Origin of the sequence: Glutamicibacter sp. NPDC088483, from assembly GCF_044753145.1 — a bacterium.
GTDB lineage: Bacteria > Actinomycetota > Actinomycetes > Actinomycetales > Micrococcaceae > Glutamicibacter.
Genome location: NZ_JBIVMP010000005.1, coordinates 188,016 through 213,229, shown reverse-complemented (window position 1 = coordinate 213,229; position 25,214 = coordinate 188,016). Strand labels below are relative to the sequence as shown.

Annotated in this window: 24 protein-coding genes and 1 tRNA gene; 11 read left to right on the top strand and 14 right to left on the bottom strand. The window is 62.7% G+C overall.

Annotated elements, in window-relative coordinates; genetic code table 11:
* Positions 1 to 20: 20 nt before the first annotated feature.
* Positions 21 to 803, bottom strand: coding sequence for a type I methionyl aminopeptidase (gene map, locus ACIP6G_RS12155; protein WP_400290314.1), 783 nt, complete (start codon positions 801 to 803; stop codon positions 21 to 23).
* 46 nt (positions 804 to 849) lie between these two features.
* On the opposite strand from map, the gene ACIP6G_RS12150 reads away from it, so the two are divergent.
* From ACIP6G_RS12150 to ACIP6G_RS12140, 3 genes are all read left to right on the top strand, one after another.
* Positions 850 to 1,134: a helix-turn-helix transcriptional regulator gene (locus ACIP6G_RS12150; protein ID WP_332731018.1), complete on the top strand. Its 285-nt coding sequence runs from the start codon at positions 850 to 852 to the stop codon at positions 1,132 to 1,134.
* 56 nt (positions 1,135 to 1,190) lie between these two features.
* On the top strand, positions 1,191 to 2,213 hold the full coding sequence (locus ACIP6G_RS12145) for an LLM class flavin-dependent oxidoreductase (protein WP_400290312.1): 1,023 nt from the start codon (positions 1,191 to 1,193) through the stop codon (positions 2,211 to 2,213).
* A 110-nt stretch (positions 2,214 to 2,323) separates the two neighbouring features.
* The gene (locus ACIP6G_RS12140) at positions 2,324 to 2,761 is read left to right on the top strand and encodes a 6,7-dimethyl-8-ribityllumazine synthase (RefSeq protein WP_105657220.1); all 438 of its coding nucleotides are present in this window, start codon (positions 2,324 to 2,326) and stop codon (positions 2,759 to 2,761) included.
* A 96-nt stretch (positions 2,762 to 2,857) separates the two neighbouring features.
* On the opposite strand, the gene ACIP6G_RS12135 is transcribed toward ACIP6G_RS12140, so the two are convergent.
* A complete protein-coding gene (locus ACIP6G_RS12135) occupies positions 2,858 to 3,514 on the bottom strand; it encodes a DUF6308 family protein (protein WP_134780870.1) in 657 nt (218 codons plus the stop codon).
* 136 nt (positions 3,515 to 3,650) lie between these two features.
* Between ACIP6G_RS12135 and ACIP6G_RS12130 the strand changes: the two genes are divergently transcribed.
* Complete coding sequence (locus ACIP6G_RS12130) at positions 3,651 to 4,025, top strand: PH domain-containing protein (RefSeq protein WP_013348303.1); 375 nt, start codon at positions 3,651 to 3,653, stop codon at positions 4,023 to 4,025.
* Between the two features lie 44 nt (positions 4,026 to 4,069).
* Here ACIP6G_RS12130 and ACIP6G_RS12125 read toward each other — a convergent pair whose 3' ends face one another.
* The 5 genes from ACIP6G_RS12125 to ACIP6G_RS12105 all read right to left on the bottom strand — a co-directional run bounded on the left by ACIP6G_RS12125 (position 4,070) and on the right by ACIP6G_RS12105 (position 9,709).
* Complete coding sequence (locus ACIP6G_RS12125) at positions 4,070 to 5,296, bottom strand: glycerate kinase (protein WP_400290309.1); 1,227 nt, start codon at positions 5,294 to 5,296, stop codon at positions 4,070 to 4,072.
* A 58-nt stretch (positions 5,297 to 5,354) separates the two neighbouring features.
* A complete protein-coding gene (locus ACIP6G_RS12120) occupies positions 5,355 to 6,914 on the bottom strand; it encodes an SLC13 family permease (RefSeq protein WP_400290307.1) in 1,560 nt (519 codons plus the stop codon).
* Entirely contained in the window at positions 6,911 to 8,431 is a 1,521-nt protein-coding gene (locus ACIP6G_RS12115) for an ATP-binding protein (RefSeq protein ID WP_332486669.1), read from the bottom strand. The genes ACIP6G_RS12120 and ACIP6G_RS12115 overlap by 4 nt, the downstream gene beginning before the upstream one ends.
* A complete protein-coding gene (locus tag ACIP6G_RS12110) occupies positions 8,424 to 8,615 on the bottom strand; it encodes a hypothetical protein (protein ID WP_332499411.1) in 192 nt (63 codons plus the stop codon). The genes ACIP6G_RS12115 and ACIP6G_RS12110 overlap by 8 nt, the downstream gene beginning before the upstream one ends.
* A 284-nt stretch (positions 8,616 to 8,899) precedes the next feature.
* Positions 8,900 to 9,709: a DUF4352 domain-containing protein gene (locus tag ACIP6G_RS12105; protein ID WP_400290305.1), complete on the bottom strand. Its 810-nt coding sequence runs from the start codon at positions 9,707 to 9,709 to the stop codon at positions 8,900 to 8,902.
* Between the two features lie 337 nt (positions 9,710 to 10,046).
* Between ACIP6G_RS12105 and ACIP6G_RS12100 the strand changes: the two genes are divergently transcribed.
* Complete coding sequence (locus tag ACIP6G_RS12100; RefSeq protein ID WP_400290303.1) at positions 10,047 to 10,874, top strand: hypothetical protein; 828 nt, start codon at positions 10,047 to 10,049, stop codon at positions 10,872 to 10,874.
* Positions 10,875 to 11,036: 162 nt separating this feature from the next.
* Here ACIP6G_RS12100 and ACIP6G_RS12095 read toward each other — a convergent pair.
* The 4 genes from ACIP6G_RS12095 to dusB all read right to left on the bottom strand — a co-directional run bounded on the left by ACIP6G_RS12095 (position 11,037) and on the right by dusB (position 15,598).
* Positions 11,037 to 11,109 (bottom strand) — tRNA-Asn (locus ACIP6G_RS12095).
* A 53-nt stretch (positions 11,110 to 11,162) separates the two neighbouring features.
* Complete coding sequence (dnaG, locus tag ACIP6G_RS12090; RefSeq protein ID WP_105657213.1) at positions 11,163 to 13,043, bottom strand: DNA primase; 1,881 nt, start codon at positions 13,041 to 13,043, stop codon at positions 11,163 to 11,165.
* A gap of 9 nt (positions 13,044 to 13,052) precedes the next feature.
* Positions 13,053 to 14,336, bottom strand: coding sequence for a deoxyguanosinetriphosphate triphosphohydrolase (locus tag ACIP6G_RS12085; protein ID WP_332498739.1), 1,284 nt, complete (start codon positions 14,334 to 14,336; stop codon positions 13,053 to 13,055).
* Positions 14,337 to 14,413: 77 nt separating this feature from the next.
* Positions 14,414 to 15,598: a tRNA dihydrouridine synthase DusB gene (dusB, locus tag ACIP6G_RS12080; protein ID WP_105657211.1), complete on the bottom strand. Its 1,185-nt coding sequence runs from the start codon at positions 15,596 to 15,598 to the stop codon at positions 14,414 to 14,416.
* 103 nt (positions 15,599 to 15,701) lie between these two features.
* Here dusB and ACIP6G_RS12075 point away from each other — a divergent pair, with 103 nt between their 5' ends.
* From ACIP6G_RS12075 to ACIP6G_RS12050, 6 genes are all read left to right on the top strand, one after another.
* The gene (locus tag ACIP6G_RS12075) at positions 15,702 to 16,166 is read left to right on the top strand and encodes a hypothetical protein (RefSeq protein ID WP_400290300.1); all 465 of its coding nucleotides are present in this window, start codon (positions 15,702 to 15,704) and stop codon (positions 16,164 to 16,166) included.
* On the top strand, positions 16,166 to 17,812 hold the full coding sequence (locus ACIP6G_RS12070) for a DUF5671 domain-containing protein (protein ID WP_400290298.1): 1,647 nt from the start codon (positions 16,166 to 16,168) through the stop codon (positions 17,810 to 17,812). Before ACIP6G_RS12075 ends, ACIP6G_RS12070 begins: the two co-directional genes overlap by 1 nt.
* A gap of 135 nt (positions 17,813 to 17,947) precedes the next feature.
* Positions 17,948 to 19,024, top strand: coding sequence for an iron chelate uptake ABC transporter family permease subunit (locus tag ACIP6G_RS12065; protein ID WP_400290296.1), 1,077 nt, complete (start codon positions 17,948 to 17,950; stop codon positions 19,022 to 19,024).
* Entirely contained in the window at positions 19,021 to 20,067 is a 1,047-nt protein-coding gene (locus ACIP6G_RS12060) for an iron chelate uptake ABC transporter family permease subunit (RefSeq protein WP_332727459.1), read from the top strand. The genes ACIP6G_RS12065 and ACIP6G_RS12060 overlap by 4 nt, the downstream gene beginning before the upstream one ends.
* Positions 20,064 to 20,864, top strand: coding sequence for an ABC transporter ATP-binding protein (locus ACIP6G_RS12055; protein WP_400290293.1), 801 nt, complete (start codon positions 20,064 to 20,066; stop codon positions 20,862 to 20,864). Before ACIP6G_RS12060 ends, ACIP6G_RS12055 begins: the two co-directional genes overlap by 4 nt.
* 13 nt (positions 20,865 to 20,877) lie before the next feature.
* On the top strand, positions 20,878 to 21,846 hold the full coding sequence (locus ACIP6G_RS12050) for an ABC transporter substrate-binding protein (RefSeq protein WP_400290291.1): 969 nt from the start codon (positions 20,878 to 20,880) through the stop codon (positions 21,844 to 21,846).
* Between the two features lie 78 nt (positions 21,847 to 21,924).
* Here the strand turns inward: ACIP6G_RS12050 and chrA are convergent, their stop codons facing one another.
* From chrA to ACIP6G_RS12035, 3 genes are all read right to left on the bottom strand, one after another.
* Positions 21,925 to 23,130 (bottom strand): chromate efflux transporter, encoded by a 1,206-nt coding sequence (gene chrA, locus ACIP6G_RS12045; RefSeq protein WP_400290289.1) that lies wholly within the window; start codon positions 23,128 to 23,130, stop codon positions 21,925 to 21,927.
* Positions 23,131 to 23,187: 57 nt separating this feature from the next.
* Positions 23,188 to 24,201 (bottom strand): DMT family transporter, encoded by a 1,014-nt coding sequence (locus ACIP6G_RS12040; RefSeq protein WP_400290288.1) that lies wholly within the window; start codon positions 24,199 to 24,201, stop codon positions 23,188 to 23,190.
* Between the two features lie 79 nt (positions 24,202 to 24,280).
* Positions 24,281 to 25,210 (bottom strand): GNAT family N-acetyltransferase, encoded by a 930-nt coding sequence (locus tag ACIP6G_RS12035; RefSeq protein ID WP_400290286.1) that lies wholly within the window; start codon positions 25,208 to 25,210, stop codon positions 24,281 to 24,283.
* Positions 25,211 to 25,214 lie beyond the last annotated feature (4 nt).

The window sequence follows — 25,214 nt, the reverse complement described above, 5'->3', positions numbered from 1 at the left end:
CGCCGCCATGCGGCCTCTGCCTATGCCGAGAGGTCGGTGGGCAGGGTGAGAATCTCCGCGCCAGCTTCCGTGATGGCAATGGTGTGCTCGGTGTGCGCGGTGCGGCAGCCGGTGGCACTGCGCAGGGTCCAGCCATCACGGTCGGTCACCAGCTTGCTGGTATCGGCCATGACCCACGGTTCGATGGCCAGCAGAAGACCGGGACGCAGCGTGTACCCGCGTCCGCGGCGGCCGTCGTTGGAAACGTGAGGATCCTGATGCATGGTGCTGCCGATGCCGTGGCCGCCGAATTCCATATTGACCTTGTACCCTTCGGCGGTCAGCACCGACCCGATGGCGAAGGACAGGTCGCCGATCTTGGCTCCGGGACGCGCCTCGGCGATGGCGGCGGCCAGGGCGCGCTGCGTGGTCTCGATCATTTTCAGGTCTTCTGCACGCGTAGCCGTGCCGACAATGAAGCTGATCGCCGCGTCGGAGGCGATGCCTTTCAAGGTGACGGCCAGATCCAGGGTGAGCAAGTCGCCATCGGCCAGCTGGTAGTCGCGAGGAAGTCCATGGAGCACCGCATCGTTGACTCCCGTGCAGATGTAATGGCCGAAGGGGCCGCTGCCGAAGGACGGGGCGTAGTCGACGTAGCAGGAGACCGCGCCGGCCTCCTCGATCATTTCCTTGGTCCAGGCGTCGATTTCCAAGAGATTGGTGCCGACCTGCACGCGGTGCTTGAGCGTATTGAGGATGTTTCCGACAAGGCGTCCGGTCTCGCGGGCGCGCTCTACTTCGCTGGCTGTGAGAATCTCAATCATTCCAATTACTATACCGGTATTTTAATACCGGTATAATGGTCTCATTATGGTTAGACTGCCGCTTACCGCCCGGGAAATCGAACAGGGCAAGAACCTCGGCGCGCTGCTTCGGCAGGCACGCGGCGAACGAACAATCCTCGACGTCGCGATCCAAGCCGGCCTCTCCCCCGAAACCCTGCGGAAAATCGAAACCGGCCGCGTCGCCACTCCCGCTTTTTCCACCATCGCCGCCGTCGCGGCCGTACTCGGCCTCTCCCTTGACGCGATCTGGTCCGCACTGGACGAGACCAAAGAGTCGAACCGGCCCGAAAGCCCCATCCTGTCGCATTGATTGCCTGAGGTCCCTGGCGGCGGAATATCCTCCCGAGATTACTTGTTGCCTCAAGCATGAAGAACATCGGCTTTTTGTCCTTCGGCCACTGGACCGACCACCCGCAATCAGGCACCCGCACTGCCTCCGACGCCCTGCTGCAGGCCATCGATCTGGCGGTCGCCGCCGAGGAGCTCGGCGCGGACGGCGCCTATTTCCGCGTGCACCACTTCGCCCAGCAATACGCCTCCCCGTTCCCGCTGCTGGCTGCCATCGGCGCGCGAACCAGCCGCATCGAGATCGGCACCGGCGTCATCGACATGCGCTACGAGAACCCGCTGTACATGGCTGAGGATGCAGGCTCCGCCGACCTGATTTCCAATCGCCGCCTGCAGCTGGGCATCAGCCGTGGTTCGCCCGAGCAGGTCATTGACGGCTGGCGCCACTTCGGCTTCGAGCCGCGCGAGGGCGAATCGGATGCCGATATGGGCCGCCGGCATACCGAGCGCCTGCTCGAGGTGCTTTCCGGGGAAGGGTTCGCCGAGCCTAGCCCGAACCCGATGTTCCCCAATCCCCCGGGCCTGCTGCGCGTCGAGCCGCATTCGGACACCTTGCGCGAACGCATCTGGTGGGGTTCCGGATCCAATGCCACTGCCGTGTGGGCCGCGAAGCTGGGCATGAACCTGCAGAGCTCCACGCTCAAGGACGATGAATCGGGCAAGCCCTTCCACGTCCAGCAGGCCGAGCAGATCCAGCTCTACCGCGACGCCTGGAAGGAAGCCGGCCACTCACGCGAACCGCGCGTCTCGGTGAGCCGCAGCATCTTCGCACTGACCGATGAGCGCGACTGGCAGTACTTCGGCCGTGACCGCTACAGCTCGGACCAGATCGGCAACATCGATGAGAAGACCCGTGCGGTCTTCGGCAAGTCCTATGCCGGGGAACCAGATGAACTGGCCAAGAAGCTGGCCGAAGACGAAGCCATCGCCGCGGCGGATACGCTCCTTCTCACCGTTCCAAACCAGTTGGGCGTGGACTACAACGCCCACGTCATCGAATCAGTGCTCAAGCACGTGGCCCCGCTGATGGGCTGGCGCTGAACCGGCTCATTCGTTACGCGGACCCCTTCCCCATTTATTCCATTGAGACCCACGCCACTAGGCTAGATCAAAAGACTTAGACATTTGCACGCAGAATCAGGGAGCAACTCATGAGCAAGCCTTTGAACGTCGCCTTCATCAAGGCCAGCTGGCATGCGGATATCGTCGACCAGGCCCTGGCCGGCTTCAAGGCCGAGATGGATTCTTCCGGGCAGGAATACACCATCAATGTCGTCAGCGTACCCGGCGCCTACGAAATGCCGTTGCAGGCCCAGCGCCTGGCGAAGACCGGCAAGTACGATGCCGTGGTAGCCGCAGCCCTCGTGGTTGACGGCGGCATCTACCGCCACGACTTCGTTGCCCAGGCGGTAGTGGACGGCTTGATGCGGGTCCAGCTGGATACCGATGTACCTACTTTCTCGGTCAGCCTGACCCCGCACCACTTCCACTCGAATGATGAGCACCAGGGCTTCTACTTCGAGCATTTCCTGAAGAAGGGCGCCGAGGCGGCACGCGCGGTTCAGGCCGTGGCGGCTATCGAGCTCTAGGGAATACGCGAAAAACAGGCGTGCCGCCGTGAACGCCGTTGTCAACGGCCAAGGCAGCACGCCTGTTCCTATTCAGGGCCAAGCCCTAGGCGCGATCTACAAATGCCTTATTTCGCGCTTTCCTTGCTTCCATAATGCAATATCCAAAATTCGTAATAACGACAAATGAGGTTGGCCGGCCTCAGCCCTGATCGCTCTGAGCTTGTCTACAAATTCCGCGGCCTCGGAAGAACCGTCGTGGAAGGCGGAGTACCAAACGATCCATTGTTCTCCACTGCCTTCGATCCCGGCAACTGCTTTGACAACCGAATCGTAAACCGGAATCAAGTCCGGCCGCTTGCGAGCCATGATCTTGCTTGCCGTGGTTTGGCCGACCTTCCAAGGGTCTTCATGTTGCCGTAGAAGCGACCACAATTTATCCGCAGGCGATCCCTCATCGAGATATTTCTCGAATAATTCTGGTGTCAAATTCTCGAACTTCAAGTCCTGCGGAATCTGGGACAGCAATTCGCTGATTTGCTCGGCTAGCGTTTCGAGGATTCCCAAGGAAGCCTGCGCTGGCACGTCAACGGAGAGCATCGATACCGCCACCAAGTCGGTCGCAGTGATTCGATGTGGATCAGTATCGACACCTTCACCAAGAGTTTCAAAGCGCGATCCAGAATACTTGGGCCGACCGTTTCCCATGGTCCCGAAATAGTCCCTTACATCTTCTACCGCAGTGCTGAAGTCTACTTTTGATCGAAGTTGCATTTACGCTGACCCCCATTGTTGGTTGAAGATTTGATTATTTCACCGTACCTGAAAGTACCGACAAGTTGGGCTCTCAGCCATGATTCGGGAAATCAGTCGTCGCCTATTTGTCCCTCATCCTTCGTACGCTCTTTACATGATTGATTTCAATAATTCCTCTGTCTTCAAATTGGGCCCATGGGACCTTTCACAAGTCGCGCCGGAGATCGTACCCATGATGGTCACTGGCGAAGAGCTACTAAGCGCTTTCAAGGGTGCACGCGACTACGTGGTCTTCAGCAACAAGAGACTCATCGCCGTCAATGTGCAAGGCATGACCGGCAAAAAGCGGGATTACACCTCGTTACCGTATTCGAAAGTCCAGTCGTTCTCCGTTGAAACAGCTGGAACCTTCGATCTGGATGCGGAGCTGGACCTGTGGTTCAGCGGGTTAGGCAAAGTTCGTCTGGAGTTCAAGGGCAAAGTTGATGTCCGGGCCCTCTCTCAGCTCATCGCCTCCTACGTGCTCTAGCAAGACAGCACGCCTGTTCCTATTCAGGGCGAGACGGCTGGCTGCTACCAAGCCTCGCGCGGGCTGAGCCGGGCTGCTGCCATTGATGCACCCAGAATGATGGTGCGCATGAAGCGTTCGGCCGCTTCGATCAGCAGCCGTTCCCCGTCATCCACTGCTTCTTGCAGCGTCATCGGGATCGGCATGATCGAGGCAATGGCGTCAATTCCGATATCGTGCACGTCTCGGCAGCCGCGGCCCAGAGTTCCTGCCAGGGCCACTACCGGCACCCCATGCAGCGCCGCGCGCCGCGCTACCTCCGCCGGCACCTTGCCCTTGGGCGTCTGGAAGTCGATGGCGCCTTCTGCGGTGATGACCAGATCCGCTCCGCGCAGCATCGAGTCCAGATCGATGCCGGCCAAGCCCGAGTCCAGGATCGCCTCGAAGCGAGGCAAGAGCACCGCCCCCACCGCCGCCAAGCCAGCGCCCAGCCCGCCCGAAGCACCCGTCCCCGGGGCCAAAGCGAAATCCGTGGAGCGCGAGGACTCCAGCGCATCGCGCCGCAGGATCGAGGCCCAGCGTTCGAAACCTGCTGACATGATTTCGACCTGTTCCGGAGTTGCCCCCTTCTGCGGACCGAAAACGCGGGCCACTCCGCGCGGGCCGGTCAGCACATTGTGCGGGTTCAGCGCCATGGTGACCCGGACATTCCCGGCAGCCAGGGCCGGGTGCAGGCCGGACAGATCCAACCGGTCCACCGATCCGAGGTAGTTGCCGCCGGCCTTGACCTCATGGCCGTTGGCATCAAGGATTCGTGCACCCAGCGCCTGCAATGCCCCCATGCCGCCATCCGAGGTACCCGAATCGCCGCAGCCCACGAGGATCTTGGAGGCCCCGGCATCAATGGCGGCCGCGATCAGCTCGCCCACACCGTAGCTGGTGGTGGTTCCCGGATCCCGCTGGTCGCGGGGAACCAGCCGCAGGCCCGCAGCGGCGGCCATTTCGACGACTGCCGTTCCGGCCGCTTCGCCACCGAGCATGGCGTAGTGGGACTCGACTTGCTGTCCGACCGGACCGGTGACTGCCATTGGCACCAGGTGGCCGCCGGTAGCGCACGCCAAGGTTTCTGCGGTGCCTTCGCCGCCATCGGCGATGGGCACTGCCTTGACCGTGGCTCCGGGCAAGGCCCGGCGAACCCCGGCGCCGATGGCCGCCGCGACTGCCGCCGCGTCGAGGGATTCCTTGAATCCGGAAGGGGCGACCAGGATGCGTTGTGGAAGTGCGTGTGCCATGATTCGTTGTCCTTTTCAGTGAGGATGAATGCGATGAGATGTGAAGCTACGAGGTGGTTCAGAGAAACAGCGGCAGTCCCATGGCCGGCCAGATCCAGAAGGCGAAGACCAGGACCAGCAGGACCATGAGCGGTCCGAGCACCGCGCTCAGGCGCAGCAGGTCTGCCGGCTTATAGGTTTCGATGCCCTCGATCTCGGAGAACAGGTTCACCGGCTTCGCGCTGCTGGTCAGTGTGTGGCAGAAACCGGCAGCGGCGGTGGAAGCCAGGGCAATGGCTACCGCGTTGACCCCGACGCCCGGGGCCAGCGAGACCACCAGCGGAATCAGCACCGCTGAGCGGGCCGAACGGGACTGGATGACCAGATGCGCCGCGGCAGAGACCACCACCACGAGGACGGTGAAGACCCAGGGTGCGGCAGCGCCGAGCTGCTCGACGGGGCCAAGCACCTTGCGGGCCAGCCATTCGGCGGCTCCGCTTCCGGCGAGCGCCGTGCCCAGGGTGAGGGTCGCGGCCATGAAGATGAGCATCGACCACGGCACCGCCTTCAATGCCTTGGCCAGGCCTACAGAGCCATATCCCGGGCTGGCTACCAGCAATGAACCAAGCAGGGCCACGATGGCGGGATGGAGCTGGTGCAGGGGCTCGGTGCACCAGAGCACCACCACAGCCGAGACCAGCAGCGCTGCCCTGGATTGCCCCACCGTGAGCGGGCCCGAGAGCGGCACCGGCGAATACTGCTGCAGCCGCTCGATGCCCACCGCCAGCGGTTCTGCGCGGTCCTCCTTGCGGGTGAACATCCACAGCACCAGCTCGGCGCACAGATGGGAGGAAACGAAAGCCAGCGGCAATCCGTAGACCAGCCAGCCGGCGAAGGAGAATCCTTCATGGCCCGCGGTGGCGAGGATCTGGCTGGTGATCAGGTGCGCTCCGGCGCCCAGATAGGATGCCACTGCCGAAAGCAGGATAACCGAGGGGAAAACCAGGGACAGGGCCAGGACGATGCGGCGGCGATCCACCAGCGCCTTGGCCAGGGCAATGAAGACCGGAATGGCCAGGGCCGCGCGCCCGGAAGTGGACGGCACCGCGAATGCGGTAGCCACCAGCACGCCGGTAGTCAGGTGGATCAGCTGCCGCGGGGTGTTCGCCCCTGCGGCTATCCATGCTGCGGCGCGGGTAGCCAGTCCCGTGGCGGTGATCCCCGCCGCGATCACGAAGGCGGCCAGCAAGAGCCAAATGGTGTCTTCTCCCAGCGAGGAGAACAGGTCGGCTTCGGGCAGCACGCCCATGAGCACCAGCACCACTGCTGCGCCCAAGGCGATAAAGGTATCGCCTACTGGCGAGAAGACCCAGAGCCAGATGGCCAAGGCGAAGACCGCCAGGGTCAGGGCCCCTTGGCCTGGCAATGCCTGCACTGTCCCCGCATCTGGGCCGAAGGCTCCATAGGCGCACCAGCCGAGAAAGCCCAGCAAGACCAGTGCGGCGATGATTCGCGCTGCGTTCTGCTTGCTCCACCGGTTTCGTGCCGCACCGGCGTTGCCCTGTTCCGCGGCCTGGTCCATGGAGCGCTGGGCGGTGTAGCGGAATCCCGAGCGTGGCGCGGTTGGCTTGATGCTCATGACTCACCGCCCAGGCTGCTGGCCATGGATTGGGCGAATTCTTCTTCGCAGCGGATGCCTTGTCCGGCATCAGCTTGCGGGAGGGAAAATCCGAAACTTGTTCCGTTGCCGTTTCCGGATTCCACCCAGGCCGTGCCGCCGTGGGCTTGCGCGACCGCTTTCACCACGGCCAAGCCCAAGCCCATGCCGGATCCCTGCTGGCCGGCTTCCGGGGCACTGCGATAGTTTTCCAGCAGGGCACGGGCCTGGTCCGGGTCCAACGCCGGTCCATCGTTGGCAACCCAGAAGCTGGCCATGCCCTTTGCTGCGGCAGAACCGATCCGGATGCTTTCTCCATCCTCGGTATGCGCGACGGCATTTTGGATCAGTTGGTGCATGGCCTGGGCAACGCGCAGCGGATCCAGCCACGCCTGGGCCTTGGCAGACTCGGCTATGCGGAATCGGCGGTCCGGGTGGGCGCCCGGGCGGGCGGCTGCCGCGGCAACGTCCGCCGTGACTTCGCCGACGGGCACCATTCGGCGCTGGATGAAGTCCGGGTCCGAGCTTTGGGCCAGCAATTCCAGGTCGGCAAGCGTCTGCCCCATCAGTGAAATGTGCGCCTGCGCGGTGCTGATGATCCTGCCGCGTTGCTTCCGGGGCACCTCTTCCTCGTTGAGCTTCTGCAAGGCAGCTGCCATCTTGCGTTGCGGGCTTCCCAGGTGCTCTCGTGCTTCGGCGATGAAGTGGCGTTGGGCCAGATGCGAAGCTTCAACCCGGTCAAGCATCGCATTCAGTGTCCTGGCCAGCTGCGCCAAGTCGTCGCGTCCTTCAACCGGAACGCGGGCCGAGAGGTCATTGGCGCTAATCGAGGCGGCGGTTTCGCTCATGGTGCGGATGGGACGCATGATCTGCCCGGCTGCCAACCAGGCGATCCCCGCGGTCAAGGCCAGTCCCCCGGCGGCCACGCCGAAGAGCATGGTTGCCTGCCGGTTGGCTTCTTCCTGGGCCCCGCCAATGAAGTGCGCGACGACCAGATGGGCTTGGTGCCCCGCCCCGCTGGCTCCGGAGGCATCCTTGGCCTCGGCCTTCGCCCAGCGAACCGTCCCGTGGTTGCTCTCCAGGATTCCGGAGGTCTTCGCGTCATCGAGAATACGGCCCAGGAGCACGGGGTCATCAGCCAGCCAGGTCCCGGCCTGGTTGGCTGCGGTGCCTGCGGTGAGCACCCGTCCATTGGCCTGCGCGAGAATCGCTTCGCCGGCCATCGGCTGCTGGCGGGCCAGATAGCGTTCCATCAATTCACCGATCGAGGAAAACGGGCGAGCTGTCTTCGGGTCCAGTCCCTCGGCGGCGAAGGTCCGGAACTCCTCGATTTCCTGCGCGATGCCCACGTTGGCAGCTTCGGCTACCTGGCCGGACATGATCGAACGCATCGAAACCGTTACGGCCAGCAGGGCCAGTGCAGTAGTGAGCACGATCCACCCGACAATGCGCAACCGTGCCGACACCGTTGATCCCTGGTGCTCATGGATATCAGCCATTGCCGATCAGCTCCTCAGCTTGCGCTTGTGCAGCAGCGGGCTCGGGAGCCGGTGAGAGCTGGACAATGATTGGCTGCTGATGCGGGATGGGCGGATTGGCCTTGTCGGCAAGTGCCTGGCTGGCGCCGGCCAGTCCCGCTGGCACGGCCAACACCATGAGGATGAGAAGTATGCGGCGATTCATGCTTTGAACATTAAAAGACCCTTGTGAGGAGCGCATTAGGCGGTGGTGAGAGGATTATGGCGCGTCCATGAGAAGCAAATGAGAGCGAGCGAATCGCCCCGGGTTCTCGCGTATTTCCGAGGTCCGGCAGCGCGGGGAATTCCTTGAAAATTTTCCCGATCTTCCTATTTCCGGTGTTCATGTTGTGGTCGCAATCCGCGAGCTGCGGGCTTCCTCGCCGCCAGGGCAAAAGAAAAGAGGTTCCGCCACCCCTGATGGGATAGCGGAACCTCTGCGAATTCGAGCTACTTCGCAGCCCAGAGCACCGAGTCGTCAGTTAACGAGAGCGTTTCGCTCATGCGGATTTTCGCATCTGCCACGGCCTCGGCCGGCACGTCGAAGACCACCTGGTAGCTTCCCTTCCCGCCCTTGGCCAAGGTAGGAACGTCCATGCCCGGCTTGGCGGTGATCGCAGTCGCGCTGCTGGTGCTGTAGATGCTTGCATCCGAGCCCACCAGCTCTGGATTAAGGTCCAGCCATGCGTCGCCTTCTTCTTCTCCGTTGTAGACAACAGAAAGGTCCACGAGGACATACTGGCCTTCGGCCTCCTGGTTGAACTCATTTGCCTTGGCGATCTGTGCGCCGGCATCCAGGTTCACCGCACTGACATTGACCGAATACTCGCCAACAGCAGCGGCCTGCCCCAAGGCCAATACCTGTGTTTCGTCTTCGGCTTGCTCGATGATCTCAGCCGGTGCCGCCACTTCGCCGTCGGAAGCGTCGGCAATGCCGTTGGCGACCTCGTCGATCGCCTTCACATAGGCTGCCTGGGTGGCGAACACAAAAACGATGGCTACGATGGCGATGATGCTCGATGCAACGCCCAAGCCCTTGCTGCCACGGCGCTTGGAAGCGACAATGAGCGAGACGATGCCCAGTACCAGAGCAATGAAACCGAGCACGGCGGCAAAGTTGTTGACGATCGGTACCCAGCACAGGGCCAATGCAACGATGGCCACGACCAGGGCCGCAATGCCCAGGCCCTTGCCAGCTGAGCTCTTGGCAGGCGGTGCCGGTGGCACCATGTTCGGATCGACCGGATTTTGTACAGACATGAAAGCTTCCTTCGAGTGAAGACGGCGCCACGCTGGCGCCGAGGCGGATATCAACCCAAGCGGATGAGGACTTCGGCCGAAAAGAGTCTTTGTTGACTCTTCAAAAATCATGCCAGTGCCTACCGGCAATTTAGCTTGCCCCGGATTCGGCTCCAGCCGAGCTGCCCAAGGCAGCTGCAGTTTCCGGAAGCCAAGTGCGGGCGATTGACGTGCACCATTCGGGTGTTCCAGCAGGTGCATCTGGCCCGCGGACCGATGCCTGCGATTCTCCCGGGAATTTTCCTGCGCTAGGCGGGCCCGTTGGCAAAACCTGGGTGATTCATTACAGAATGCACTTATGGCCACTTCCCTTGAACACTCCCCGGGCCGCAGTACATTGCGCTATGTGCGCCTCATGCTGCTCGCGGTGCCCCTGCTCCTTGTCGTTGCCATCGTCATCTATGGCATTGCCAACCAGCGCATTGAAGACTCCCTGAGTTCCTATTACCTGGGTCCAGCACGGGACTTGTTCGTTGCGATGCTGGTGACTACCGGAGTGCTGCTCGTGGTTTACACCGGAGACGAGCTGGAGGACTATGCACTGAATTTGGCCGGCTTCTACGCCATGTTCGTCGCCTTGGTTCCCACCAAGCTGGGTGAAACGCTGGCGCAACTGCCCCTGGGCGAGCAGAGGCGGCTCATCTTCTCCGTGCAGGTATCGGTTATTGCGATTCTCGTCGTCAGCTCGGTATTCATCTGGCTGGGAATCAGGACTAGCCGCGCTCCGCACCGCGCGCTGTTCCACAGCACCGCGACCGAAGCGCTCGGTTTGCTGAGCACCCTGCTCCTGGTCGGCTTTGTCCTGCTGCTGCTGTGGCGGACCGTTGAAGGCAAGCAGTTCGCCGGCGTGCATGCCAGCGCTGCATTCCTGCTGATCTTCTCCATGGGCATCGCCATCGCCAGCCACCTGGACCACAAGCCGCTGTGCGCGATGGACACCAGCGGAGGCAAGAAGCTGCACTACGCAATCATCCTGGTGCTGATGCTCATCGGATTGATTGCCTGGCCGATCCTGCTGGCCGCGGGCATCCAGGAGGCCCTATTCATTGTCGAATGGTTCGAGATCAGCCTTTTCTCGTATTTCTGGTATCTGGAATCCCGGCGCTTGTGGAACCCGGTTCCCTGAGTCCGCTAGGCAAAATACCCGCCGCTGGTCCGGCAACTGGCCCCTGCTACCTAACTCGGCTTTTTCCTGGCGAGGCTAGTCAGGGCTAGGTGCCAGAATTCCGGTTTCAGGCGAAAATAAAAGGTTCCGACTCGCGAATGCGAGCCGGAACCTTCTTGTAAGCTCCTCCAACTGGACTTGAACCAGTAACCCTTCGATTAACAGTCGAATGCTCTGCCAATTGAGCTATGGAGGATTGCAACGAGATATAACTTTACCCAAGATTCCCGCGAATGCAAAATCGGGATCCTAGGTTCCGCGAAGGATCCTCCGGCGCATCTCCAGTTCCATCAGTTCCCGGTTGATCTGGGCATATTCTTCGCCTTCGGGTGCCATTTCAGCACGCTGCAAGCGGCCGATCAACTCAGCCTTGCGGTGTGTGATTTGAAGCTCAATCAAGCCGTTGATGATGTCGGCGCAGTAGCGGTTCAGGCTATGTTCGTCAGATGCCGGAATGCTGGTCACTGCGAGTTCTGAAACGAAGCTGCGCAACTGCTCGGGGACTTCGTCGCGAATGACTTCAACCCAGGAGGTCGCCGACGCGCCTGCGCTGGACGCGGCAACGACGCCATCGTGGACAGCAGAGTGCGCCGGGGCCAGGAAGCGAGCCTCGTAGAACGCCTGCCATTGCTCGTCCTTCAACCGCTGCGGCTGCTGGATCACCACTTCCAGGGCCTGTCGTTCAAGGCGCATCACCGGGTCGCGGTGATCCGGGCGTTCAAAGGCCGCCGCCGGGATTGCCTGTTCAGCCTCCCCCGGTTGCGGGTGTGGTGCCTGCAGGTCTGCGTTCTTCGGCAACCGGGCGCGTTTGATGGAGGCGCCCACCGAGCGGTTGACGTCCTCATTATTCATTCCCAGCCAGCCGGCAAGCTCACGGGCATATGCCGGACGAATGGCCGAGTCGCGGATCTGCGCAACGATCGGAGCGGTCTGGCGCAAGGCCTGGACACGTCCTTCAACGGTGTTCAGATTGAATTTCTTCAATTCGGCACGGATGGCGAATTCAAACAGCGGACGCTTGAGCTCGATGAGCTCGCGTACAGCTTCGTCTCCGCGGTGCAAACGCAAGTCGCACGGGTCAGCACCGGTTGGTTCAACACAAACGTAAGTCTGGGCAATAAATCGCTGGTCTTCTTCGAAGGCGCGCAGCGCGGCCTTCTGGCCTGCGGCGTCACCATCGAAGGTGAAGACGACTTCGCCACCGGTGCCGTCATCCTGCAGCAGGCGACGGGCAATCTTGATGTGGTCCGTGCCGAAAGCGGTACCGCAGGTGGCTACCGCGGTGGTGATGCCAGCCAGATGGCAGGCCATCACGTCGGTGTAGCCTTCCACCACAACGATCTGGCGGCTCTTGGAAATCTGCTTCTTGGCCAGGTCCAGGCCATAGAGGACCTGGGATTTCTTGTAGAGCTGGGTCTCCGGGGTGTTCAGATACTTCGGGCCCTGGTCATCCTCGTAGAGCTTGCGTGCACCGAAGCCGATGGTGGCACCAGACAGGTCGCGGATCGGCCACATGACACGTCCGCGGAATCGGTCATAGATTCCGCGGTTGCCCTCGGAGAACATGCCCGTCAGCTTCAGCTCATCATCAACGAAGCCCTTGGAGCGCAGGTGCTTGAGCAGCGAATCCCAGCCCTTGGGCGCATAGCCCACGGAGAATTGGGCTGTGACTTCCTGGTCAAAACCGCGACCGGCAAGGAACTCGCGGCCGGCGGCTCCTTCCTCGGTAGCCAGCTGCGCGCGGAAGAATTCCTCGGCGACCTTGTGCGCGTCGACCAGGCGCTGGCGCTTGCCGTAGTCTTCGCGGCGCGGTCCCGGTCCCCCGTCTTCATAGCGAAGCTCGTAGTTGATCCGGGCAGCCAGAAGTTCCACAGTTTCGGTGAACGACGAGTGGTCCATTTTCTGGATGAAGGCGATCACGTCGCCGGACTCGCCACAGCCAAAGCAGTGGAAGGTTCCTAGCTGCGGGCGAATATGGAAGGACGGACTGCGTTCGTCGTGAAAAGGGCACAGGCCCTTGAACGAGCCAATGCCCGCGGATTTGAGCGTGACATAGGATTCGACGACCTCACGGAGGTCGGTGCGGTTACGCACCTCGTCGATATCTTCACGCTTGATCAGCCCTGCCATGATTCCCTTCTAGAACAACTTTGCGTCAGGGGCTTCGCCCTTAACCAGATACGAGTGCCATTCGGTGGCTGAGACGTCAGTGAGCGAGGCGACCTGGTCAATCACCACACGCAGCTGGGCCGCTTCATCAGCGGCGTCTTCCCAGTCAGCTGCGAAGATCGGCTCCAGATTATCCCGGCCCGTTTCAAAGAGCAGTTCGACCAGCTCGGTCAGCAGCGTGCGCTGATCCAGGTAGAGCGGCTGGCGCACTTCCGAAGCCATCACGTAGCTGGCCGCGATGCCCTTCATCACGGCAATCTCGTGTTCGGTTTCCTCGGGCACAATCAGGTTCGCGTTATAGCGGGTGAGCTTGCCTTCCCCGAAGCGTGCCCGGGTGGCATCCATTGCGGCGGCAGCGAAGCGGCCAATGAATTGGCTGGTCATGTCCTTCAGCGCCGCCATGGAACGCCGTGAGCCGTCAAAATGCGAAACCCACTCATCGCTGATTTCCAGGCGGCGCAACGCCGCATCGATGTCGGCCTCCCCAGTGGTCGGCAAGTACCAGTCCTTGGTCACCTGCAACGCACGCTCGCGCTGCAGATCCTGCTTGAGCCAACGCAGCTGCAGCTTGCCGCCGACAATTGCGTCTTCCACGTCATGAACCGAGTAGGAAATGTCATCAGCCAAGTCCATGACCTGGCCTTCCATGCAGACCGCTCCGGCGGTGGCCTCCGGGACATTGCGCAACCAGTTGAAGACGGTGGCGTCATCCTCGTAAACACCGAACTTCCTGGTTTTCTTGCCGTTGACCTCTGGCGCATCGGTTTTCAGCCACGGGTACTTGCACGCTGCATCCAGCGAGGCCCGCGAAAGATTCAACCCGGCCGAATGCCCGTTGTGCCGGAAAGTCTTGGTTTCCAAGCGAGTGAGCAAACGCAAGGTCTGGGCATTGCCCTCGAATCCGCCAATGTCCTTGGCTGCCTTGTCCAGCGCCTTCTCGCCGTTGTGGCCAAAGGGCGGATGACCCAGGTCGTGCGCCAAGCAGGCGGTGTCGACGACATCCGGATCGCAGCCAAGGGCCGCACCGAGCTCGCGGCCCACCTGGGCCACTTCCAATGAGTGGGTGAGCCGGTTGCGCACGAAGTCATTCTGGTTCGGTGCCACTACCTGGGTCTTGGCGCTCAAACGGCGCAAGGCGGAGGAATGCAGCACGCGGGCACGGTCCCGCTCAAAGGCAGTACGGTAGGACTTCTTCGCTGGTTCAGGCACCCACCGCTGCTGGTCGGCTTCGGTATATCCGGGGATCTGAGTCATAGTTCCTAGTCTAGTAACTCTTTGCCGGCATTGAGGAGTTATCCACTAGTGGCGTAGCCGTGGCTATTCCGGGGTGGCTAGCCGCCGGAGATATCCAGCTCAGCGGCCTTGATCATTTCGCGGTGGGCATCGCTCATCACGCGGTTATCCAGCCAGCCGTCGGGGACGTGCGTCTTCTTCGGGTGGCCCGCACGTCCGCGGGTGCCTTCTGCGGCAACCCCCGGGTATGGCAGGTCCAGATCCAGCTGGTCCAGCAGTTCGCGCAGCACTGCCAGGGATGGCACCTGGGCCAGCTGCGAGCGGATTTCGCCGCCTACCGGGTAGCCCTTGAAGTACCAGGCAATGTGCTTGCGGATATCGCGCATGCCCTTGCCCTCGTCCTCGAAGAATTCGGCCAGCAGTTCGCCATGGCGGTATACGGTGTCAGCGACCTTGCGCACGCCCGGGCGGAAACGGTCTTCACGGCCCTCGAAGGCCGCCTGCAGGTCGCCGAAAATCCATGGCCGGCCCTGGCAGCCACGGCCTACCATGACGCCGGCGGCACCGGTCTGCTCAACCATTTCAATGGCGTCCTCGGCACTGAAGATATCGCCGTTGCCCAACACCGGCATGTCATCCATGGCTTCGCGCAGGGTGGTGATCGCGTCCCAGTCGGAGTGCCCCGCGTAGTACTGGCCGGCGGTGCGCGCGTGCAAGGTGACTGCGGCCGCACCGTGGTCCCGGGCAATTTTCGCTGATTCCAGGTAGGTCAGGTGGTCCTTGTCGATGCCGATGCGCATCTTCACGGTCAGCGGGATATCGCCCTTGGCGGCCTCTGAGGTCGCGGCTTCGATGATGGAGGTGTAGAGATCCGATTTCCAGGGCAGGGCCGAGCCGCCGCCCTTGCGGGTGACCTTTGGAACTGGGCAGCCGAAGTTCAGGTCAACGTGGTCCGCCAGGTTTTCGTCAACCACCATGCGCACGGCAGCGCGCACGGTGCCGGGGTCCACGCCGTAGATCTGGATGGAGCGGATTTCCTCGTCGGGATCGTGGGAGATGATGCGCAAGGATTCGGGGTTGCGTTCCACCAGTGCCCGGGCGGTCACCATTTCGGTCACGTACAGCCCGCCGCCGTATTCGCGGCAGAGGCGGCGGAAAGCGCGGTTGGTCACCCCAGCCATCGGAGCAAGAACCACCGGGGTATCAATGGTCAGCTTGCCCAGCTGCAATGGAGGCAGCTTGAGGGTCGGGGTGTTGGTTGGCGCATCAGTCAGGGTCGTCACCCATCCATTATCCCGCACGAACGCAAAACAGTAACTGAGATCTTCATCAAATCTTGATGCCGAGGCGCTGGATTATTGTCCTGATGTGGACCAAAATGATGCAATGACAAGTAAATTTTCGGCGGCGCGGGTGGTTTTGCTGGCCCTTGCCGCCGCCATTGTGGCTTTGGTTATATCCGCATTGCTCGTGGTTTCGCTGCGTTCGGCACCAGAGGTCCACGGGGAGAACACCCCGGAAGGGGTCGTGCAAAGATATCTGATGGCTTTCGAGGCCGAGGATTTGCCGGCCATGCAGCGCCACACCATTGAAGGCCAATCCAGGATGCTGTGCTCTCCCGAACCCTATGCCCCGCAGCCACTTGATGTGCAGCTGCTGCGCAGCACCGTCGGGGAGTCCAGTGCTACCGTCCGCACCAGGTTCAATACCCGCGACGCCCAATTCCTGCCCTTGGGGAATCTCTCCTCATATGAAGAGGCCTTCGAGCTGCGCAAGGTCGATGGAACCTGGCTGATTGACCGCGTGCCGTGGCAGGTCGGCCTGTGCACCGCCGAGGAGATGGGTTACTGATGGCCGCAACCGCCCCGGCGTTCCACGTGCAAAGCAGCAGCGTGCTGCGTCCGGTGATCCTCCACGGCTTGCTGTTCGTGCTGTTGATGGTCTCGGCTACGGGTCTGTCTACGCTCTTTACCGCGCTCTTCCATGGTTTCGATTCCTTGCTGGTCAGCACCGAGCAGCTGGCGATGGCCTTCACCTTCACCCTAGTTGGAATCCCCTTGGCCTGGTTGTTGTGGCGTTCCATCCGCAAGCGCCTGGCCCGGCCGTCGGCCTTCGACTCAGCCATCTGGTCCTTGCAGGCCTCCGCCGCGTACCTTGCCACCCTGGCTGCCAGCAGCTGCGCCGCGCTGGCGTTCCTGGCGGGACTTGTTTCCGCAGCCCGCGACGGGGCATGGCAGTCGACGCTGGCGGTGGCCTTGGGCTGGGGCACGGTGTGCGCCTGGCAGCACCGCCAAATTACTTCATCGCGTACTGCACCACGGCAATTCGCCCAGCTGGCGGCCACCGTGGGAAATTACTTCAGCATGGTGCTCTTCGCGCTTTCGCTGGTTGCCACGCTGACGGTCGCGTTGGAAATCCTGTTCGTGCCGGAAAATACGCTGGTGGGTCCCACCGGCATGCCGAATCTGCTGATGGCGCTGGTCTGGCTGGCCGGTTCCTCGGCCCTGTGGTTCTGGCATTGGAAACTGCGCAGAGTCCAGATGATGTCCAATCTCCTGAACAGCATCCTGCTGGTTGTATTGGGCCTGGCCGCACCGGCGTTGGCGTTCCTGCTGGCGATCGCCGAGCTGGTTTCCTGGGTGTGGCCGCAGGCATGGACGGCGCAGGAACGCACCGACCTCTTCCTCGACGGCGGTCCAAGCCTGCTGGCCATCATCGTGGCGGCCGCGGTTCTCTGGATTTATCACCAGTCCCAGCTGCGTTCCGGGCTGCACCCTGCCGCCGTGGTTGGCGCAGCGCACCTGGCGCTGAGCGGTGTCAGCCTGGCCGTGCTGGCTACCGGTCTGGGCATGGTGGTCAATGCGCTCTTCGCAGCACTGGGGTCCAGCGTCTCGGTGGGCTACTCCGCGGGTTTGCTGGGCCATGGTCTCGGCTTGCTCGCCTTCGGAACCGCCGCATGGCTTTGGTACTTCAAGCCCTGGAAGCCCTTCCCGGCAGACTCGCGCAGCGCCTATTTGGTCCTGTTCTTCGGAGCCAGTTCCGTCGTCGCGCTGGTTTCCCTGCTGGTCTTCGGGTACCGGATTTTCGAGTTCTACCTGGAACCCGATTCTCGTCTTGATTCCCTCCTGGACACCGTTCGCGGCCCGCTGGGCTGGCTGGTTGCGACCGCTGCCGTGGCCGGCTACCACTTTGCGCTGTGGCGTTCGGATAAGGATTCCAGAGCCGGTTCTTCTGGAAAATCCATTGCCTCTCAGGGGGCGATAACACGTCGAGCAGTGGTAATCGTTGGCCCGGCGCCTTCCGAGCCGATGGCGGCTCAGCTCAAAGCGCGCCCGGAGCTAGCGGTGACGTGGATGGCTTCGTCCGGCCCTGCGCTGGACGACCGGGCCGAGGTGTCGGTGCTGGCGCGCATCGAGGAATACCTGGCAACTCATCATGACTCCTTCATGGTCCTTGCCGAAGCTGACGGGTCGGTGCGTTTTATCAATCTCGCCTAGTCGGAACGCATTCATCACCAATCTGTAAATAGGTTCGTCTATTGTGACTTATTTTGCCCTAACCTAAAAACATCATGGTAGTGTGACTTTTTGTGCTCGCGATTCAGTGAGTGTTCCCTAATTACGGAAAGTCGCATGACCCTCCTTGCGCCGCATCAACCCACCAACAAGTCCGATCGAACCAAAGCCGCCCATGGATCAGCAGGATTGGCCGCCAGCAATGCTTGGAAGTCAGCGGCGATGGCCCTGTGCCTCGGTTTGCTCGCAGTCGCCCTCTTCGCGTCTTTGGGCATTGGAGCAAAGGCTATTGCACCGCTGGCTGCCGGGCAGGCGCTATGGGGAATTGGCGCACCCGAAACACTGGTGATCATCAACGAGCTGCGCCTGCCGCGCACCGCGATTGGGCTCCTGGCAGGAATGTCCCTGGCTGTTGGCGGCGCATTGATTCAGGCACTGACCCGCAATCCGCTGGCAGATCCCGGTATCCTCGGGGTCAACGCGGGCGCCGGATTCGCCGTCGTGCTCGCAGTGGCATTCCTGGGCATCACCCACATTTCCCAGTACATCTGGTTCGCCTTCGCCGGGGCCGTGCTGGCCACCCTCGCGGTATACCTCATTGGATCGCGTGGCCGCGGTGGAGCGACACCGGCCAGGCTGACCTTGTCCGGCGTCGCACTGGGCGCCGTGCTGGGAGGAATTTCCAACGGGATGACCCTGCTCAACCCCGAGGCTTTTGACCGCATGCGCTATTGGGGCGCGGGAACCTTGAACAACCGCACCCTGCCCATGGTGGGCGTCATCGCCCCTTTCGTTATCCTGGGGCTGGTATTGGCGGTGCTGTGCACCCGCTCGCTGAACACATTGGCCTTGGGCGATGAGGCCAGCCTCGCGCTGGGTACCAATATCGGCCTGACCCGCGCAGTGGTGATCGTGGCGGTCACCCTGCTCTGCGGCGCAGCGACCGCCGCCGCCGGCCCGATCGGCTTCGTGGGCTTGATGATCCCGCATATCAGCCGTTGGATCGTCGGACCGGATCAGCGATGGATCCTGTGTTTCTCGATGATCCTCGGCCCGGTGCTGTTGCTCGTTTCCGATGTGCTTGGCCGCATCGTTGTCCCGCCCGGCGAAATGCAGGTGGGGGTCGTCACGGCCTTGCTTGGCGCTCCGGTGCTGATTTGGCTGGTTCGGCGCAAGCGGGCTAGCGGACTATGAGTGCTGTGGATTTCGGCCCGGGCCGCCGGGTACTGCGCATTGGACGCATCTGGTTGCGCGTGCAACCACGTCAGCTGCTTCTCGCCGCACTGCTCTCGGTGTTGGCGGCCGCCCTGGGCCTCTACGCGTTGGCCACTGGCGACTACACGCTGGGCTTGGGCGAAGTGCTCAATACCCTGGCTGGAGCCGGGGAGGCCAGCAGCCAGCGGGTGGTGCTGCAATGGCGGCTGCCCCGCGTTCTGATGGCACTGCTATTGGGCGCAGCGCTAGGCGCCAGCGGGGCAATTTTCCAATCCATGACCCGCAATCCCCTGGGTTCTCCAGACATTATCGGATTCAATACCGGTGCCTATACCGGTGCGCTGGCCGTCATGCTGGTCTTCGGCGGCGGGTATTTCCAGGTGGCACTCGGTGCATTGGCTGGTGGCTTGGCCACCGCGGCCGTGGTGTATGCCTTGTCCTTTAAGAACGGCTCTGAGGGATTCCGGCTGATCATCGTCGGGATCGCGGTCAGCGCGATCCTCGCTTCGGCCAACACCTGGCTGATCTTGCGCAGCGAGCTGGAGGACGCCATGTCCGCGGCCATCTGGGGTGCCGGCTCGCTCAATGCCATCGGCTGGGACCAGGCCATACCGGCCGCAGCGGTAGCCCTGCCTCTCGCGCTGGGCGCCATGGCCTGCACGCGCAGGATGCGCCTGCTGGAACTGGGCGACGACGCTGCTGTGGCGCTGGGCATCAACACCGAATCCAGCAAGCTGTCCTTGCTGGTGATCGGGGTGGCGTTGACTGCCCTGGCCACCGCGGCGGCAGGCCCCATCGCCTTCATCTCGCTAGCTGCTCCGCAAATCGCGCGCCGGATCATGGGCAGCGCAGGCGTGTCGTTGGCTTACTCGGCATTGCTCGGCGCCGTGCTGCTGCTGGCCAGCGATGTGCTGGCCCAGCGCGTTTTGGAGAACACTTCCCTGCCGGTTGGCGTAGTCACCGTCAGCATCGGCGGGGTCTACCTGATCTGGCTACTACTTCGTGAGGCACGACGCCAATGAGCACGACCCATCCGCAGCTATCCGCCGACCGGCTCACCTTGGGCTACGGGCCATCGGCCATCTCCGAAAACCTCTCGCTATCCATCCCCCCGGGCTCGTTTACGGTCGTCGTTGGACCCAACGCCTGCGGCAAATCGACCTTGCTGCGCGCCCTGTCCAGGGTGCTGAAGCCTTCCTCCGGCCAGGTCATCCTGGATGGCAAACCGATCCTGTCCCTGCCAGCCAAGCAGGTGGCCCAGCGGCTGGGGCTGCTGCCGCAGTCCTCCATCGCCCCGGATGGCATCACCGTTGCGGATCTGATCGCCCGCGGCCGCAGCCCGCACCAAGGCTTGTTCTCCCAATGGTCTGCCGCGGACGAGCAAGCAGTGCTCAGCGCCATGCACGCCACAGGCACCACCGGGCTCTCCCGGCGGCTGGTCGACGAACTATCCGGCGGGCAACGCCAACGCGTCTGGATCGCCATGGTACTGGCCCAGCAGACTCCTTTGCTGCTGCTCGATGAACCGACCACCTTCTTGGACATCTCCCACCAGATCGAAATCATGGAACTGTGCCGCAGGCTCAACGAGCAACAGGGCAATACGGTGGTTGCGGTACTCCATGACTTGAACCAAGCGTGCCGCTACGCCACGCACCTGATCGCGATGAAATCCGGTGAGATCGTCGCCGCAGGACCTCCCTCGCAGATTGTCACCGAGGAACTGATCCGCGAGGTTTTCGCCTTGCCCTGCACCATCATCCAGGATCCCGTCTCGCACACACCACTCGTGATCCCGCTGGGCCACGAGGCCATCTAAGAAGGAAAAGAACATGCAACCAATGACCCGACGCGTCTTTTTCGGCGCAGCTTCGCTCGCCGCAGCGCTGGCCCTGGCCGCCTGCAGCCCGAGCACCCAGGCTGCCTCCCCCTCAAGCGGCGAAGCCAGCGCAGCGTGGAGCTTCACCGATTCCGGCTATGGAAAAACCATCTCCATGGTTGCCGCACCGCAAACGCTGGTCACCGATTCCTATTCGGCTGCGGCACTCTGGGACTACGGCATCCGCCCCTCGGGCGTCTTCGGATACGGTTTGGACGAGTCGGGCAGCCTGGCCCTTGGCAGTGCGGATCCAGCAGAGATGACCATCATCGGCCAGGACGGAGAGTTCAGCCTGGAGAAGTTGCTTGGCCTCGACCCGGATCTGATCGTGGGCTTCGGCAATGCCGAAGGCACGGGCTGGACCTGGTGGGATGACAAGGTCCAGGCAGAGGCCACTGCCACGGCTCCATTCCTGGGCATCAAATTTGGCAACCGGCCTGTTCTGGAGGTCATCGAGGACTATGAATCATTGGCCAAGTCATTGGGTGGGGATATTGCGTCGCAGTCCGCCGCCAAGGCCGACTACCAAGCCAAACTTGAACAGTTGCGTGCCTTGGCCAAGGACCAGCCGTTGCGGATCATCGCGCTCAATGGGTATGACGACCTGTACGTCGGCCAGAAATCACTGGGCCAGCTGGCCCTGCTGGACGAACTCGGATTCGATATTGTCGGCCAGACCGAGGACAGCGGCTGGGCTTCAATGAGCTGGGAGAAGGTTGCCGACTACCCTGCCGATGTGGTGCTGAGCTATTCGGGCACCGCGCAGCAGGTCAAGGACCATCCCGTCTTCGCGTCTTTGCCAGCGGTAGAGGCCAGCCAGGTGGTCGAATGGGATGATAAGCGTCCGTTCACCTACAGCAGCTATGCGCAATGGTTCGACGAGCTGATCGCAGTGCTCAACACAGCCAAGAGCCTGAACTAGGGGCATTGCGCCGAGGTCCGGTACCCGGGCGCCACGAGGCGCACCGGGGCGCCGGCCCCAGCAGTTCACCGAGCCTGCCTAAGCCAGCACGCCCAGCAGCACTCCCCCGAGCGCACCGATGGCCACGACAATCCATGGGGCAATCTTCCAGGCGGTCAGCAAAACAAAGCAGAGCAAGGCAAGGACGAAAGCGGGAGCCGAAGTAATCGCCGAGGTGAAGACCGGGTTGTACAGTGCGGCGGCGAGCACCCCGACCACTGCCGCATTGGCGCCATGCATGATGGCCCTGGCGGCAGGCCAGTGGCTCACCCGGTTCCAGAACGGCAGCACGCCGAGCAGCAGCAGGAAGCCCGGAAGGAAAATGGCAAGCAAGGCGATGAGCGCTCCGGCCGCGCCGCCGGGACCCGAGTCGACGAGGACGCCAAGGAACGCGGCGAAGGTGAAGAGCGGTCCGGGCATGGCCTGGGCCGCGCCGTAGCCGGCGAGGAATTCTTGGGAACTGATCAGCCCGGGATCCACGACTGCGCTTTGGAGCAGCGGCAGGACCACGTGCCCGCCGCCAAAGACCAGGGCGCCGGAGCGGTAGAACGCGTCGATGAAGGCCAGCAGATCCCAGCCGGTGGCAAGGGCCGCCACCGGCAACCCGAAAAGCAGGATGGCGAACAGCGACAGGCAGCTGATGCCCACGGTCCTTGATACCGGAAACTGCATAGCCCCCGTTGCTCCGGCATCCTTGCCGCGGCACCAGAAATATCCTGCCAATGCGCCGAAGGCAATGGCCAGGACCTGCCCGAAGCTTCCGGCCAAAAGCAGCGCCGATCCGGCAGCGACAACCGCAATGGCGGCACGGGCACGATCCGGAGCCAGGTTCCTTGCCATGCCCAGTACCGCGTGGGCGATAATGGCGACCGCGACGATTTTCAGGCCGGCCAGCAGCCCGGTACCGATGGGACCGCTGAACAGCGAAGCGCCGAAGGCGAAGACCGCCATCACCACCGCAGAGGGCAGGGTGAACGCCAGGAATGCCGCCAGGGCACCGCGCATTCCGGCCCGGTGCAAGCCCAAGCTGAAACCGACCTGGCTGGATGCCGGGCCGGGCAGGAACTGGCTCAATGCGACCAGTTGGGCGTACTGCTGGTCATCGAGCCAGCGGCGGCGATCAACCAGTTCGGTGCGGAAGTATCCCAAGTGGGCGATGGGACCGCCAAAAGAGGTCAAGCCGAGCTTCAGGAAGACCTTGAAGACTTCCCTGGCCGAGCCCTGTGCCATGCGCTGTGATTCCATGGATTCCAGCATAAGTCGTGGAGGAAAACGGAAGGTAAACAGCGATAGCGCGCCACGCTAATTGCGTGATGCCACCGGGATCCGGGGGCTGGCGCGCTTCGCGTTCCGCGCTCCTGAGATCGAGGCCAGGCCAACGGCGAGCAGTGTCAGCAAGGTACCCATGACAGTTGCGGCGGTGACGGACGAACCGGGGGCCGGGAAGAAAACGTCCAGGAGCAGCGAGCCCACCAGCTGGCCGCCAACGGCCGCGAGGCTGGTGACCAGCACTCCGAGCCGCTTGACCACCAGGGCGGTGATGCCGACGAACAGGCAACCGAGCAGTCCGCCGATGTAGTACCACCAGGTGCCTGGCAGCGGGTCCAGGCCGATGCCGGCAGGCAACCGCACCAGCATCACCATCGCCAGGACCACGAACCCGACGGCAAAGTTCACCAGGGTCGCCGCCGTGGCGCCGCCATAAGCCGCCGCTTGCGCGCCGTTGGCAGCTGCCTGGAAGCCCATGAGCATGCCGACGGCTGCCGAAAGCGCCATTGGCAGAAGCAAGGAGGAAAGGTCCGCGTCGGCTCCGCGCGGGCTGACCGCCCAAACCACGCCGATAATGGTCAGCACCACGCCGAGGATGCGCAAGGCATTGATCTTGCGCGGCGCGGCCCCGCCAAAGCCCACCCGGTCCATGAACATGGAACCGATTGCCTGGCCGGTCACCAGGCAGACGGTGAACAGCGCCACCCCAATGAGCGGCACCGCTGCGGCCTGGCTGAAGACAATCAGGGCACCTACCGCGCCGGCCACCAGGTACCAGCGCGGGAAACAGCCCTGGGCCAAGGCGCGCGGCACTTGCGCCACCGAGCCGCGCACCGCGGGAACAAAGATGGCCAGCAGTACCAATGCCGCCAAGCCGACACCGAAGCTGATGGTTGATGCCGCGATGGCGTCCCCCAGCTTCGCGCCCAGCGCCCCGTTGATGCGCGACTGCACGCACAGCAGCAGGCCCGAAGCGATGGCAAGCAGGATGAACAGGATCTTTCCGCCGGAGCGGACCTGCGCGGTCATGGTGGTGCTGGTGGTCAACGGAGTTCTTTCAAGAAGTGGAGGCTGGTGCAGAATGGCAAAAACGGGACCCGCCAGGCGGGTCCCGTTCTTGCTGGCATTACTTCGCCGCGTCGCTGGCGAGGATATGCGTCGTGGATATGACGGTGGCCTGGTCAACCACTGCCAACGCATCAATCAGCGAGGAGAGGACGAACATCGACGAGTCGACTTCCAGCTTCACCGGGTACTGGTGGATCAGCATGGCGACCATGTCGCGCACCGCTTCTGCCACTTCGTCATCGCTGAAGGCCGGGTTGTGGCCTACCAGCACGTCGGTTGGGGCGTTCTCGCGGGCGGGCACGTAGCTGACCGCGAAAGCCAGCGGAACACCGCCCTCGCGCTTCGGCTTGTCGCGCAGCACCAGGGCGCCCTGCGCGCCGGTGTGCTCGTCGAGCAGCATGCGCTGCGCCGAGCCCACGGTCATCTTGGCTGGATCCCAATCGGTGTGCACCGCGTTGTAGAAATCCATCACCAGCTGGGTCAGCTCGACACTGCCGGTGGACAGGTCCTCGATCACCCGGTCATTGGTGTCGAAAACCGGTTCAGCCAGAGCCCCCGGCTCCAGGATGACATCGCGCGAGACCTGGATTTCGCCCAGGCCCAGCGACTGGCAGAAGCCAGCCGCCGCGGCCGCAGGATCGCCGGCGGTCACGGTATAGCGGGCCTTGAGCTCCGTAGCCTGGCCCGCAGGGATCTGCTTGCGCAGCTGCTGAACCAGCGCGGTGCCTACGCCGGACCGGCGCTGCTCGGCGGCTACCTCGACATAGAGCCACAGGCGCTGCGGATGCAGCGAGGAAGCGAACACCACGCCGGCGCCGATAGCCACCTGGTCAACGGTGGCTACCAGCGTGCGGGAGAACGGTGCATCGCTGTTTTCGCGCAGCATGGTGCGGTCCTGGTGGGCCTGCGGGGAACGCGGGTCGCCGAAGATCTGCAGCAGCTGGAGGTCGTCCCCGGAGCGCCACAGGCGGAATTCCAGTTCGTTCATCGGG